This window comes from Serratia sp. BNK-23 (assembly GCF_047456145.1).
GTDB classification, from domain to species: domain Bacteria; phylum Pseudomonadota; class Gammaproteobacteria; order Enterobacterales; family Enterobacteriaceae; genus Serratia; species Serratia nematodiphila.
In genome coordinates, this window is the sequence record NZ_CP179900.1 from 1206935 (window position 1) to 1221081 (window position 14147).

Sequence of the window (14147 nt, forward strand, 5' to 3'; positions counted from 1 at the left end):
TTAAACACCCTCTGCCGGCGGAGGAGACGCCAGCACCAGACAGAACAGCGGCGCCTCACGATAGCCGTCGGCGCCCGCGTGGCGAATGAGCCCTTCTTCGATCACGCCTCCCGCCAGCGTTCCGGTCAAGCCGCAGTCCAGCGCCGCCAACCAGCACTGCATCGCGCTTGCCGCGGCGTTTTGCAGCTGCATGCGGTATCCCGCCGCGCCATGGTCATGCAGGGTCTTTTCAAGATCGGCAACCCACATCAGCAACGCGCCGGCTTTATGGAACGCCAATTGATTGATGCAATCAGCCAAATGTGCGCGGCCAAACCCGCTATCCCGTTTCCGCCAGTAACGGCGGTCTGCCTGACTGCACTGATAAATGCCCGCGGCAAGTTCGCCGCTGGCTTCCGGCAGCAACATCCAGGGTTCCATTGGCAACGCCGGCATCCCGCGCAGGCGGCTTTGTTCAAGACCGGCATGCGCGACGGCGATCAGGGTATTCAGCCAAGTTTCCGGTAACGGGCTATCGGCATAGTCATACGTCGCCCGGCGGCGCTCCAGCAACGCGGAGAGCGGCTCATCGCGGTGCACAGCCGCCAGTGATGAGAGAGCGGCGGGCGCGGGCGACGCTGGCGCGGTGGCCGGCCGTGGGCGGTGGCTAACGGCGACCAGGCTGCTCGCCGTTTCATAAAGTGGAGCAGGGCACGGCTCATCCTGTGACGGGGGCGCTTGCACATGCAAGACCTGGCAGAGGATATGGGGGTTATCCTGTTGCGTGAAGAAGAGCAATGACGCCAACCATTGCAGGTCGACGCCATGATCTTCTCTCAGCGTCCAGCCCGCCGCGCGCGCGGAAAGCGCGCAATATTGATTAACCACTCCGGCGTCAAGGTTAACGATGTTATAGCTGAAGTCGTTATATTTGCCGCGCACGCGGTTCAGGTTGCCGCTGGTAATGAGTGAAATCGGCTCTTCGGGATGCTGGAGCAAGTACTCCAATTGCTGGCAGTCAATGCCGTCAATCCTGACGAGCTGGTGCTTTTCACCGAGATAGAACCAGACCCCGCAAGGCATCTCCGGCAGCGGCCGGCGGACGACCACAAACATATCGCACGAGAGCAGTTGCCCGCCGCTGGGCGCGATGCGGCGTAATGTGCTGTCTGCGCCATTTTGATAACCCGTGGCGTGGCGCAGCAACCAGCCCAGATTGGCCGGCGTCAACGGCTGTGGCGGCGCCGCGGACATGCGCCAGGGTGGCGGACAGCGCTCCGCCAATGCGCTGCCGGGCAGGTTGATATGCTGCTGCCCATGTAGCCTGACCGGCCTTGAGGCGTGGCGGTTGAGGTTATCCAGCGTGAAGTGCATCTGATGCGAACGCGGTGGCAACAGGCCATGCGGCGGCAAGCGTGTGCCGATATGGTGTTGCCAGGCAGTAAACGCCTCTTCCCCTGGCGGCAGATAGGCGACATGGCCTAAACCGCTTAGCGCGGTGCCGGGAATGCGGGCGACCTTATAGGCTAAGGTGTACTCCCCCTCGCCCCGATGGCTATGGGAAACGACCTTGTTGAGGTAGCTTTCAGAGGATAGCCCGAGCAGAATTTGCCCCAGCTCATGGGCGGCATAGACGGCGCGGAACGCCACCTCTTGCCGATCGTTGGCGGGCGATGGCTGCTCACATTGCGTGCGCGCGCATTGATAACTGGCGCTGATGTTCGGGAGGGTATAGGGGCCCACCAGCGTGCGATCCGCGCCAATAATGCAGCTCAGATAACGCACACCGGCCTGGTGCAACCCATCGGCGCATGCCTGGCGGAAAGCGTCGGACTCGCTGCCGTCAAAAATGATCAGTGCATCATCCCAGGGAAGGGCGCTGGTCGTTGGGCGCTCGGTCAGAACGTCAATGCTGGCGGCCATTGGCGCCAACGCGTGTTGCAGCAGCGATGACACATCTTCCGGGCAAACCAGGGCGAGCCTGCGGCGGCGGGCGGACTTCAGCGCCGCAGTACGGTTGGCGTGCAGGCGGGTATTGTCGACAAAGCGGCCGCAATAGCTTGCCAAATGGCTTGGGGCGCCGTTATCCAGGCCTTCACCTTCTTCAAGGAAGCCATAGCGAAACAGTAAGGACAACATGCCCAGGGCATTCTCGCGGCTCATGGTCGCGTCGTCGGTCAGCACGCTTTCCAGCGCGTTGACGCCATCGAGGCGCTCGAGGAAAGCCGCCAGCGTGTTTATCCCCTGAACGCAGGTCAGGATGCGCGGCTGATAGGCGCCATACACGGCTACGCGGGTATCGCTTTCAGGAATGAAAATCAGTTCCGGAATTAATTTGGGGCGCTTGGGCAGCAAAGCGTAAAGATCGTTATGGTGGCTAAACTGTGCGCCCGACAAGACGGTCGACATGTGAGTGGCTTTCATTAGCGTAAGGCTCCTTCCAGGTGTTCGGCCAACAAGGCCGTGCCCTGAGCCTGCGAAATATGCCGGTTTTCACGGCAGCTGCAGCCGTGTAACGCCACCACGGAACTGCTCGCGGTGCGATTGCTGCCAAAGCTCACGGCAGTCAGTTTGCCGAATTGGTCTTCGGGGAGCTGCGCATACTGCTTTAACCGTAATCCAGCCATCAGCACCAGCGCCGGCGTATATCCGCGCAATGCGTTCTGCGGCTGCTGTTCATGATATCGCTGCAGGTTCAAATCCATCATTGCCGTACGCGGCGTTTCGGCGAGGCTGAGCAGGCGCTTCGCCGCACAGGCATAACAGGCGGTTCGGCCTGGGATGACCAGGGGGCCGCAAAATAGCATATGGTCGTTCAACACGGTGCAAGCGTGAGGGATCCCGGCGCGAAACAGCTGCGTGGTGAGCTGTTCAAGCTTAAGCGGCGCGCCGCCGGATAGCGCGATCCCGACGAACGAAGCCTTGCTGTCGGCCCAGGAATAGTTCAGTGCGGTTGCCAATGTCAGTTGAGAGATCCCTTCCTGGCAGTGCATATAATCGGCCACGTCATTGCCGAACGCGGTGTCACTGACGATAATCATTACCACTCTCCTTCAGGCAAAAGGTTGCGGCCACGGATTTATCGTGGCGGCTTTGCCTAATTGTTCACTCAACCGTTGCTGCTGTTCCCGTAGGCGCGGATGCCCGAGATAGCGGGCGCGATAGCATGCCGTCATGGGCAAAAGGGCGGGGATGACAGCGCGCACCACATGTAAACCGGCATCGCGCAGTTCATCCGTCGTCATGTCCGCTATCACGACGTCCATCTTGAGTTGACGAAAACGCGCCACCAATTTTTTCAGCTGTGCTGTCGGCGTTTGCGGTTGCCCGGCCTGCAGGCGGCTAATCGGCATCTGCCGCTCGCTGGCGGTGAGAAAATCGAATGCGGAGCGCTGTTCGGCTCGCCCCATGAAGATGGCGCCATGTTCGAGAGCGATAAAATCGCGTATATCGTCCGGCACCGGCAGTTGATGTTCGAGTACCGAACGCCCCATGGCGCTTTCTCGGATAATCTTGCCGCAGCTGCCCCAGGGATCGAACCCCGTAGAGCAGTTGACGAACTGGGCCGAGGTCGGATGCCCGTTGCGCAGCTGCAATCCGTAGATTGTCGGGCAGCCGATGTCGGTAGTGGCATCGAAGAACAGCTGTTCCAGCCCACTGGCCGCCAGGCGTGAAAACTTGTCTTGTAATCTATCCGGTACCGGTTCATCGAAGCGGATGCGCGCTAAAGGCATTTGCAATAGCCAGGTAAGGGCAATCGCATCGCGTTCGATGACTTCATTGATCGCGGTTACCGTGGCGGTGGTGAGGTCGGTGTGCGCCGCGACGCCTGTCGATATCGGCAACCAGAAACGCTCGCTTTCCCAGGGCCGCACATACAGATGCGACATGATCAACGGGATCTTGCGCGGGCGGGAGTCCGTCAACGAGTAACCTTCCACCCAGCGCAACGGCTGGGCGTCATCAATGGGTTTGACCGGGCAAAGCGGATCCGCGAGCTCCTCCTCGCTGCAGCGGGGCAGGCTGTCGGCCGCCAAACCGTCAGCCCCGAGTTCGCGGAAGCTGGCGACCGAAACATCGCGAGGATGGTAGACGCAGGTGGCGTATCGCTCTGCCGCTTCGGCGACAGCGCGGACGATCGCCATATCGACGTGTTCATCGGCGCCGCAGCCAGCAAGCGCGATTTTTTGCAGGTCGTTGCCTTTATTGTCAATGATATGGGGATATGGCATTGACAGATTGCCCAGGCTGGCCAGAACCGACGAAAAGCGGGGGATATGCATCTCCTGCGGTTCCAACGGGTAGACGCTGCCGACAACGCCCGTCAGCGGCGAGAGCAGCGACATGAACGGATATTTCTGGCGCATGGACGCGGAAACGGCAAAGTTATGATGATGCATGAATAACTCCGCTTTCCAGGCTTTTGCTCAGCAACACGGCCAGCCAGGCCTCATCCAGCGTGCTTAAGCCAAGGCGATTGTTCATTAGGTGCATGAATTGGAATGCCAGATTTTTCGCGAGGCCGTCACTGTATCGTTCGCAATGGCGTTCATAGTTACGCCGGGTCTGGTCTAGCGCAGACTGCCAGCGATCCACCAGTTCGGCGCTTTGCGCGTCTTGCCGTATCTGCGGCGACAGAAGAACCGAGTTTTCATCAATCAGTTCCCATGCGCGATCGGTAAAGCTGTTTTTGATCATTCCGATATCCGCAGAGCCCGCCAGCCAGAAAGTCGAGAAGCTTTCAAGGAAGGCGGAACGCCGGGCAACAGGAATGAACGTTTCCAACATGGCCAGCATCAGAGGCAACGCAAACTCTTTGCGCGTCATGCCGCCGCCTGCCTCGGCCAGCAATATGGCACGAGCAATGTCACTGGATTGGTGAAACAGCGCTTCGGCGATGCCAATGCCCGTTTCGCCCCCGTAGACGTCCGTTTCCGGCTCATATTCCGCGCGTTCGCAATGGACCGGGAGTTCATGCGCGGGAAACGGCGTGTTGCCGCGGAAGCTGACCAATGGCGTCCACAGGTTGGCCGGGCGCAGCGGCAGGCTATTCAGCGCATCATGCAGCGCAGCGTAAATGGCGGTTTCCAGGCGCTGGCTGTCCTTTTCCTGCAGCAGAAAACGAACGCGTAAATGTAATCCTTTTTCATCGATATAACGTAAGAAGAACCAAGGAGAATCAGGAGCGTACGCCAGTGCTTGGGTCAATCCCTGGGTGATCAGAAAGTCCATTCCATCATGATGGCTACCGATATACAGCTTGTAAAAATGCCAAGATGCCGATCTGTTTTTCATCTTTGCGTACCTGTTTTTTTAAGATTGTTTTGGCTGGAAAAGGAACCACTTAACGCCGACAAACAGCGTGATCACACCCCATATCGCCATGCCGATACAGTTAATGAAGAAGGGGAATACGCCTTCGCTGCCATTCATGGCGTATCGCAGCGCATCGGAGACAAAACCGACCGGCGTCGTCAAAATTAACCATTTGAGTGGCGGGAATGCGCTCAGATTGAGGAACAATTGCCCGAAACACATGCACCAAAAGTTGAGTAAGGTCAGGGCGATTGTCGCGACGGTATTCGTGCGGAATAAGCCGGCCAGCGCATACCCAAAGCTCACCAACAACAGCGCGCCGGCGACGAGCAGCACGATAAACAGCAGGGGATACTGAAGGGTAAAGCCAAAGACCAGACTGCTAATGAGCATTAACAGGGCGATCTGAACCAGTGATATTACCAGGCGGACGCTGACCTGTGACGCGAGCAGGATCCAGCGCGGCAACGGAATGACGTCGTAATAGCGGTAAGTGCCTTTTTCACGCGCGGCGATCAGCGGCGTCGCCGTGCCAAATAAGGCGACTTGCAACAGGGCCAGCGTCAGCAAGGACGGGAAGATAAAACTAAAATAGTTGAAACGCTCAGTTTTCAGCGTAATGAAGCGTATCGGCTGCTGGGCGTCGGCCGGTTGCTGATTGAGTGCGGCGGAAACCAGTTGAGCGACGGAGCTCATGGATTCCGTCGTGGTGATCGCGGGGCGCTGTTGTACTGCATCCCAACTCACCGCCGCGTTCACTTCATTCGCGCGCACCAGCGCTTCCGGATCGCTTCTAAGCTGGCGCTGGACGGCCAGGCCAGGATAATTGTTCAATTTAAGCCAGAGAGCCTCTGTTTCCGGCGTGTCTCCGACAACGCTCACCTGCATGGAGAACGGTTGATGATTGCCATTAATAATTTTTGCCGTTATGCCAAAGGTAAAGATGAAAAATAACGGCAATACAAGAGAAAATAAGGTTGATAGCGGATCGCGTAAATATTCTTTGGTGTTAGCGCCGAAGAAGCGCCGATAAATCTGCCAGCTATGGCTCATGTTAATCCCTTAATGCTTCGCCTGTCAGATGAATGAACACGTCCTCGAGGGTATTTTTGCTTACCTGCATTTGTTCGGGTTCACAGCCCAAACGTTGTGATAACGCAATCACTTGCGGTAACACCTGTGCCAATTCTTGGGTGGGAATATGTAGGCGGCGGAAAGTTTGATCATGTTCATCGCTTTCCTGCGTCGCCTCAGGGAAGAGCGCAAGGAACTCGTCAACCGACGTCAACGGCACTGAGAATCGGATATGATGACCAGGACAATAACGCTCAATAAGTTGTTGTGGGCTGGCATTCTCCAGCAACCGGCCGTGGTTGATGATCATCACCCGGTCGCATAAATTCTCCGCCTCATCCATTTGGTGAGTGGCGATCAATACGCCCGTGCCCGATTGACGAGAATTCGCAATGATGTGCCGCCAAATATAGCGTCGGCTTTGCGGGTCAAGATCGCTGGTGGGTTCATCCAGCAAAAGAAGCTTGGGTTTGCCAGCTAAGGCCAGCGCCAATGCCAAACGTCTTTTTTGCCCTCCGGAAAGCCGCGAGAAACGCATTTTACGCTGCGCTTTTAGCGCCACAATGTCCAATAACTGCTTAACCGACAGCGCATCCGTATAAAGTACCTGATAGAGCGAAATGATCTCTTCAACGCGCAGCAGCGCAGGTAAACTAAAGGATTGCGGAACGACGCCTAACTGTTGCTTGATGACGTGATTAAGCCCTTGTCGAACGTCTTCGCCAAATAAACGCACCAAGCCGCTTTCAAAGGGCTGCCCCCCGTACAAGGTTTCCATGAGCGTCGTTTTTCCGGCACCGTTAGGTCCGACCAATCCAATGATTTCTCCCGGCTTGATTTGCAGCGAGATATCATGAAGAACTTGCGTGTCACCATAAAACTTATTCAGTGACTCGACGTCTAATAGCGGCCGTTGGCGATCCCAGGATATATCCAGGGTTGGCTTATGACTGCTGTCGAAATCTAAAGTGGTGTCAGTGTACGTGCTCATTGTTTAAAGCCAGTGAGTAGAGTTTCAGATAACTAACTGGCACAGTATCTTGTACCGGTTGTGGGTAATGATTTAGCTACCGCTACTGGTAACGCTGCCCATTGTGCCGATGCAGCTCGCTGTTGCAATGCAGCCGCAGCCTGCTGTAGAGGCGGTGCTGACGCTGCTGCCGGTTGAGGCGCAATCGCTGGCAAAGTGCAGCGTTTCAGGCAGTTCTTCGACTAATAAATCAATGCCGTCAGAGGGCATGGAAGGCGAGTCGAGAACAATATCGAAACGGTGGGATTGACGAGTCAGAGAGGTATGATTAAGCATAAATATCCTTATTAATCAGTTTATTGATGAGTTAGCTATAACGTGATTCGAGCTGCTGCATATCGTTGAAATATATTCAAACGAATTCATCTCAATGGGGTATTCCCCACTAAATATTTATCTGAAAAATAAAAATCAATTTTAATATCGCGCTAATTATATAAAAATAAGCAGCGGCGACATTGAATTCTTTCATGTTGAATTATTTACATTTGAAGGCGTCATATATGACTGGCGCTTGCGAATATGAAAGGAATCCTATGTATGTAACGTCAAGTTATCGTGTTAGACATACTCTTACATACTTGTAATAGAACGGCAACACATCATTACAATTGGCAGGGATGTTTTCTGTTATTGCAACGAAGCTCACAATAATCATGGGGTTGACGTTAATTTATTTAATTTAAAACTATGTATAAGGGATAAATGTATTCTTTTTTGAAAAATTTCACCTAATATTGTTTAGGATGGAAAATATTATAATGGTTTTATTTTTTGACAAGGATTATTGCACGCGGAACCACAGTTGGCTTGGCGCCCGTGATGCGTTCGGTTCCCGGCGGGGCATTGATGCGACATGCCGGGGGCGCTCACGCCGGGGTTGGCCCTGAAGCGGGCAGTTTGGCCACGGCGCCGCGAGCCTTTTGGACCATCGTGGCGGGCAGCGAAAAAAACGGCGCCGCGTGGGCGCCGTTTAGGCAAGGTTCAGGCTGCGCGCATCAGTCGGCGGCGTGCCCCTGCTCAGGCAGGCGTTCGCCGTCCAGCCAGGCGGCGCCGTCGCGCATCGCCAGGCGGCCGTCGACGAACCAGCTCACCACCAGCGGATAGATCGTGTGTTCCTGGGTTTGCACCCGTTCAACCACGTCATCCTCTTCATCGTCAGCGAAAATCGGCACCTTGGCCTGCAAGATCACCGGGCCGCCGTCGAGCTGTTCGGTCACGAAGTGCACCGAGGTGCCGTGTTCGCTGTCGCCGTTGTCGATGGCCTGACGATGTGTATGCAGCCCCGGGTATTTCGGCAGCAGGGAAGGGTGAATGTTCAGCATGCGACCGGCATAGCGCTGCACGAACTGCGGGCTGAGGATGCGCATGTAGCCGGCCAGCACCACCAGATCGGGCTGGTACTGGTCGATGGCGTCCGCCAATGCGGCGTCGAACGCCGCGCGATCGGCGTAAGCCTTGGCATCCAGCGCCTGGGCGGCGATGCCCGCCGCTTCGGCGCGCTGCAGGCCGTAAGCCTGCGCCTTGTTGCTGAATACCGCCACGATCTCGGCGGCGATGCGGCCCTGCTGGCAGGCGTCAATCAGGGCCTGGAGATTGCTCCCCTGGCCGGAGACCAACACCACGATCTTTTTCATCAGTTGATGACCACTTGTTGTTCGTCGGAAGAGGCAGTCAGTTTACCGATTTTCCACGCTTTTTCACCTGCCGCGGTCAGCAGCGCGATGGCCGTTTCCACTTCGGCTTCCGGCAGGGCGATGACCATGCCTACGCCGCAGTTGAAGGTGCGGTACATTTCATGACGGCTGACGTTACCGGCCTGCTGCAGCCAGGTGAACACCGCCGGCCACTGCCAGCTGGCTTCGTCGATCACCGCCTGCATGCCTTCCGGCAGCACGCGTGGAATATTTTCCCAGAAGCCGCCGCCGGTGAGGTGAGCGATGGCGTGGACGTCAACCTTCTCGATCAGCTCCAGCACGGACTTCACGTAAATTTTGGTCGGCGCCAGCAGGTGGTCGGCCAGCGGTTTGCCTTCCAGCTGAGTGGCGGTCGGGTCGGTGTTGCTCACTTCCAGGATTTTGCGCACCAGCGAGTAGCCGTTGGAGTGCGGGCCGGAAGCGCCCAGGGCGATCAGCGCATCGCCGGACTGCACTTTGCTACCGTCGATGATCTCGGATTTTTCGACTACGCCGACGCAGAAACCGGCCACGTCGTAATCTTCGCCGTGGTACATGCCCGGCATTTCAGCGGTTTCGCCGCCCACCAGCGCACAGCCGGACTGCTTGCAGCCTTCGGCGATGCCGGTGATCACGCTGGCCGCGGTGTCCACGTCCAGCTTGCCGGTGGCGTAGTAGTCGAGGAAGAACAGCGGCTCGGCGCCCTGAACCACCAGATCGTTGACGCACATCGCCACCAGATCGATGCCGATGGTGTCGTGGCGTTTCAGATCCATCGCCAGACGCAGCTTGGTGCCCACGCCGTCGGTACCGGAAACAAGCACCGGCTCGCGGTATTTCTGCGGCAACGCACACAGGGCGCCAAACCCGCCCAGACCGCCCATCACTTCCGGGCGACGGGTCTGTTTAACTACACCTTTGATGCGATCTACCAATGCGTTGCCTGCATCGATATCGACACCTGCGTCTTTATAGCTGAGAGAGGTTTTGTCGGTCACTGCGCGATTCCCCACGACGGTTTGCGGTTTGAAAACTGTGCTTCCGATGTTGATTCCGGAATAAGGCGCGGCAATTCTAACAGCGCAGGCAAACGTTTGCGAGCGGCTTGTGAACCGGCTCTGCTTTTTCGTCATCTATACTGATATTCAAACTTTTGTTGATCCCGATCGGGCTATTGTGGGTGGCGCGGCGAAAAAAAGGAGGTATAATCCCGCGATTTTTTTGGCCGCAACCACCTTAATAGGAGAAAAATGATGAAGATCGTTGAGGTGAAACACCCGCTGGTAAAACACAAGCTTGGCCTGATGCGCGAAAATGACATCAGCACCAAACGCTTCCGTGAGCTGGCCTCAGAAGTGGGTAGTTTACTGACCTATGAAGCGACCGCCGATCTGGAGACGGAAAAAGTCACCATCGAAGGCTGGTGCGGGCCAGTTGAAGTGGACCAGATCAAAGGGAAAAAGATTACCGTAGTACCAATCCTGCGTGCCGGTCTGGGCATGATGGAAGGGGTGCTGGAGCACGTGCCGAGCGCGCGCATCAGCGTGGTGGGCGTATACCGCGACGAAGAAACCCTGGAGCCGGTGCCGTATTTCCAGAAGCTGGTTTCCAACATCGAAGAGCGCATGGCGCTGGTCGTCGACCCGATGCTGGCCACCGGCGGTTCGATGATCGCCACTATCGATCTGCTGAAGAAAGCCGGCTGTCACAGCATCAAGGTGCTGGTTCTGGTCGCGGCGCCGGAAGGCATCGCCGCACTGGAGAAAGCGCACCCGGACGTTGAACTGTACACCGCTTCCATCGATCAGTGTCTGAACGACAAGGGCTACATCGTGCCTGGCCTGGGCGATGCGGGCGACAAGATATTTGGTACCAAGTAAACATTTGAGCCGACTTAATGAGTCGGCTTTTTTTTGACTAAAACCTATAAAACCAATAAACCGAGGAAAAACACACATGACCCGTCGCGCCATCGGCGTCAGCGAGCGCCCGCCGCTGCTCCAGACCATTCCGCTCAGCTTCCAGCACCTGTTCGCCATGTTTGGTGCCACCGTGCTGGTGCCTATCCTGTTCAAGATCAACCCGGCGACCGTGCTGCTGTTCAACGGCATCGGCACGCTGCTGTATCTGTTCATCTGTAAAGGCAAGATCCCGGCCTACCTCGGTTCCAGCTTCGCGTTTATCTCGCCGGTGCTGCTGCTGTTGCCGCTCGGTTATGAAGTGGCGTTAGGCGGTTTCATCATGTGCGGCGTGCTGTTCTGTCTGGTGGCGCTGATCGTGAAAAAGGCCGGCACCGGCTGGCTGGATGTGATGTTCCCGCCGGCGGCGATGGGGGCGATCGTCGCCGTCATCGGCCTGGAGTTGGCGGGCGTGGCGGCCAATATGGCGGGGCTGCTGCCGGCTGAAGGCGCCAGCGCCGACTCGACCACCATCACCATTTCGCTGGTGACGCTGGCGGTCACGGTGCTCGGTTCAGTGCTGTTCCGCGGCTTCCTGGCGATTATCCCGATCCTGATCGGCGTGCTGGTGGGCTATGCGTTGTCATTCTTCATGGGCGTGGTGGATTTGACTCCGATCCGCGAGGCGCACTGGTTCGCGCTGCCGACCTTCTACACCCCGCGCTTTGAGTGGTTCGCCATCTTCACCATTCTGCCGGCGGCGCTGGTGGTGATCGCCGAGCACGTTGGCCACCTGGTGGTGACCGCCAACATTGTGAAAAAAGACCTGATCCGCGATCCGGGCCTGCACCGTTCGATGTTCGCCAACGGCATCTCGACGGTATTCTCCGGTTTCTTCGGCTCCACGCCGAACACCACCTACGGCGAGAACATCGGCGTGATGGCCATCACCAAGGTCTACAGCACCTGGGTGATCGGCGGCGCGGCGGTGCTGGCGATCCTGTTGTCCTGCATCGGCAAGCTGGCGGCGGCGATCCAGGCGGTGCCGGTGCCGGTGATGGGCGGCGTTTCCCTGCTGCTGTACGGCGTGATCGGCGCCTCGGGCATTCGCGTGTTGATCGAGTCCAAAGTGGATTACAACAAAGCGCAAAACCTGATTTTAACCTCGGTGATCCTGATTATCGGCGTGAGCGGCGCCAAGGTGCACATCGGCGCGGCGGAGCTGAAAGGCATGGCGCTGGCGACCATCGTCGGCATTGGCTTGAGCCTGCTGTTCAAGGTCATCAGCCTGTTCCGCAAGGAAGAAGAGGTGCTCGACGCGCCGGACGAACCGGCAGAGCAGAAGTAACGAAAAGGGCAGCCCAGGGGCTGCCCTTTTGACTGATGGCATTCGCCTCAGCTGCGAATTTTGCGGTACACGAACAGCACCACGATGGCGCCGATAACCGCCACCACGAAGCTGCCGAAGTTGAAGCCGTCAACCTTGCCGTAGCCGAAGAAGGTGCTGATATAGCCGCCGACCACGGCGCCGACGATCCCCAGCACGACGGTCAGAATAAAGCCGCCGCCGTCTTTGCCGGGCATGATCCACTTAGCCAAAATACCGGCGATCAGGCCGAAGATAATCCAGGAAATAATCCCCATTTACTGCTCCTTTCTTTTGTGGCTGAGAATAGCTTACTGCTGGGTGGCTGGCTGAGTCTGAGTATTGCCGTTCACCGCCGCATCGGTCTCTTGTTTCAACTCTTGCGCTTTGTTTTCGGCGCTGTTCTTGATGGCTTCGGTCTTGGCCTTGGCCTGCTCGGTCAGATCGTTGGCGCCGTTGATGGCGTCGTTTTTGATGGCCTTGGCCTGATCCACCAACTGCTGGCTCTGCTTGCCGGCGTCATCTTTGATCGCGGCGGCCTTGGCCTTGGCGTCGTTGGTGATGGCGTCCGCCTGCTTGGCGGCTTCATCTTTAATCGCCGAAGCTTTGTCCTTCAGCTGGTCAGCCTGCGTGGCGGCCTCTTTTTTGATTTCATCCGCCGTCGCTTTCGCCTTGTCCGTCAGATCGTCCGCTTTTTTCTGGGCGGCGTCTTTCATCTGCTCGGCGCTGTCTTTGGCTTTATCCAGGTTGGCGTCAACCTTGGACGAGTCATCACAGCCGGCAACCAACAACCCGATAAAGGAGGCCAACAGCACTTTATTCCATACTTTCATCGTCTATATCCTTGCAGAAACCTTGTTGATGGTGATTGCGTTTAGCCTACCTATACTAGGCCAGATTTGGCTTAAATGACAAATTTAACCTGCGCAGGCATGGGGTTAGGGAATGATATCGGATAATTCTTGCCTTGGCGGGAGCCGCAGCCAATCAAGCGGCGCTTAGGCATTGTTCACTATTGCGGCATAAGATCCTGCCGGTTCAACAGCGCCCGTTTTCTGTGTTAAACTGCCCACGTTTTTCTGCCAGTTTTGGTTGAGGTGCTTCTCTGAATACGCCGGCACAGCTTTCACTGCCACTTTATCTTCCCGATGATGAAACTTTCGCCAGTTTTTATCCGGGCGAGAACCCATCCCTATTAGCCGCGATCCAATCCGCCGTCCGTCAGGAACATGGCAGCTATATCTATTTCTGGTCGCGTGAAGGCGGCGGGCGCAGCCATTTGCTGCATGCGGCCTGCGCCGAGCTTTCGCAGAAGGGGGAAGCGGTGGGCTATGTGCCGCTCGACAAGCGCGCTTACTTCGTGCCTGAAGTATTGGACGGCATGGAACAGCTGGCGCTGGTCTGCATCGACAATATCGAATGCATCGCCGGCGACGAAGAGTGGGAGATGGCGATCTTCAACCTTTACAACCGCATCCTGGAAACCGGCCGCACCCGTTTGTTCATCACCGGGGATCGCCCGCCGCGTCAGCTGAACCTGCGTTTACCGGATCTGGCTTCGCGTCTGGACTGGGGGCAGATCTACAAGCTGCAGCCGCTGTCGGACGAAGAGAAGCTGCTGGCGCTGCAGCTGCGCGGCAAACTGCGCGGCTTCGAGCTGCCGGAAGACGTGGGCCGCTTCCTGCTGAAGCGGCTGGATCGCGAGATGCGCACGCTGTTTATGACCCTCGATCAGCTCGATCGCGCCTCGATCACCGCCCAACGCAAGCTGACCATCCCGTTCGTTAAAGAGATCCTGGGGCTGTAGC

The 14147-nt window shown here is 57.0% G+C and carries 14 protein-coding genes; 3 read left to right on the plus strand and 11 right to left on the minus strand.

The features are described from left to right. From ACMGF9_RS05630 to purM, 9 genes are all read right to left on the minus strand, one after another. Positions 1-2403, minus strand: a complete 2403-nt coding sequence (locus ACMGF9_RS05630; protein WP_414160691.1) for a nitroreductase family protein — start codon at positions 2401-2403, stop codon at positions 1-3. After that, entirely contained in the window at positions 2403-3020 is a 618-nt protein-coding gene (locus tag ACMGF9_RS05635; protein ID WP_021504405.1) for a hypothetical protein, read from the minus strand. Before ACMGF9_RS05635 ends, ACMGF9_RS05630 begins: the two co-directional genes overlap by 1 nt. A gap of 12 nt (positions 3021-3032) precedes the next feature. Then, positions 3033-4379, minus strand: coding sequence for a YcaO-like family protein (locus ACMGF9_RS05640; RefSeq protein WP_021504404.1), 1347 nt, complete (start codon positions 4377-4379; stop codon positions 3033-3035). Beyond that, positions 4366-5274, minus strand: a complete 909-nt coding sequence (locus ACMGF9_RS05645) for a thiopeptide-type bacteriocin biosynthesis protein (protein WP_071796768.1) — start codon at positions 5272-5274, stop codon at positions 4366-4368. Before ACMGF9_RS05645 ends, ACMGF9_RS05640 begins: the two co-directional genes overlap by 14 nt. An 18-nt stretch (positions 5275-5292) precedes the next feature. Continuing rightward, a complete protein-coding gene (locus tag ACMGF9_RS05650) occupies positions 5293-6348 on the minus strand; it encodes an ABC transporter permease (protein ID WP_021504402.1) in 1056 nt (351 codons plus the stop codon). 1 nt (position 6349) lies between these two features. Beyond that, entirely contained in the window at positions 6350-7360 is a 1011-nt protein-coding gene (locus ACMGF9_RS05655) for an ABC transporter ATP-binding protein (protein WP_021504401.1), read from the minus strand. A gap of 72 nt (positions 7361-7432) precedes the next feature. Then, on the minus strand, positions 7433-7675 hold the full coding sequence (locus ACMGF9_RS05660) for a hypothetical protein (protein ID WP_127897176.1): 243 nt from the start codon (positions 7673-7675) through the stop codon (positions 7433-7435). Positions 7676-8397: 722 nt separating this feature from the next. After that, positions 8398-9036, minus strand: a complete 639-nt coding sequence (purN, locus tag ACMGF9_RS05665) for a phosphoribosylglycinamide formyltransferase (protein ID WP_015378720.1) — start codon at positions 9034-9036, stop codon at positions 8398-8400. Further along, a complete protein-coding gene (gene purM, locus ACMGF9_RS05670; RefSeq protein WP_021504399.1) occupies positions 9036-10073 on the minus strand; it encodes a phosphoribosylformylglycinamidine cyclo-ligase in 1038 nt (345 codons plus the stop codon). Before purM ends, purN begins: the two co-directional genes overlap by 1 nt. A gap of 255 nt (positions 10074-10328) precedes the next feature. Between purM and upp the strand changes: the two genes are divergently transcribed. Together upp and uraA are read left to right on the plus strand one after the other, a co-directional pair. Further along, complete coding sequence (upp, locus tag ACMGF9_RS05675) at positions 10329-10955, plus strand: uracil phosphoribosyltransferase (RefSeq protein ID WP_004941642.1); 627 nt, start codon at positions 10329-10331, stop codon at positions 10953-10955. A gap of 76 nt (positions 10956-11031) precedes the next feature. Next, positions 11032-12321 carry a uracil permease gene (uraA, locus tag ACMGF9_RS05680; RefSeq protein ID WP_004941645.1) on the plus strand — a complete coding sequence of 430 codons (1290 nt, stop codon included), beginning with the start codon at positions 11032-11034 and terminating at the stop codon, positions 12319-12321. 47 nt (positions 12322-12368) lie between these two features. Here uraA and ACMGF9_RS05685 read toward each other — a convergent pair whose 3' ends face one another. Together ACMGF9_RS05685 and ACMGF9_RS05690 are read right to left on the minus strand one after the other, a co-directional pair. Beyond that, on the minus strand, positions 12369-12617 hold the full coding sequence (locus ACMGF9_RS05685; RefSeq protein ID WP_004941647.1) for a GlsB/YeaQ/YmgE family stress response membrane protein: 249 nt from the start codon (positions 12615-12617) through the stop codon (positions 12369-12371). 33 nt (positions 12618-12650) lie between these two features. Continuing rightward, positions 12651-13172, minus strand: a complete 522-nt coding sequence (locus ACMGF9_RS05690; protein WP_004941652.1) for a hypothetical protein — start codon at positions 13170-13172, stop codon at positions 12651-12653. Between the two features lie 272 nt (positions 13173-13444). Between ACMGF9_RS05690 and hda the strand changes: the two genes are divergently transcribed. Next, positions 13445-14146 (plus strand): DnaA inactivator Hda, encoded by a 702-nt coding sequence (gene hda, locus ACMGF9_RS05695; protein ID WP_025159568.1) that lies wholly within the window; start codon positions 13445-13447, stop codon positions 14144-14146. Position 14147: the final 1 nt, after the last annotated feature.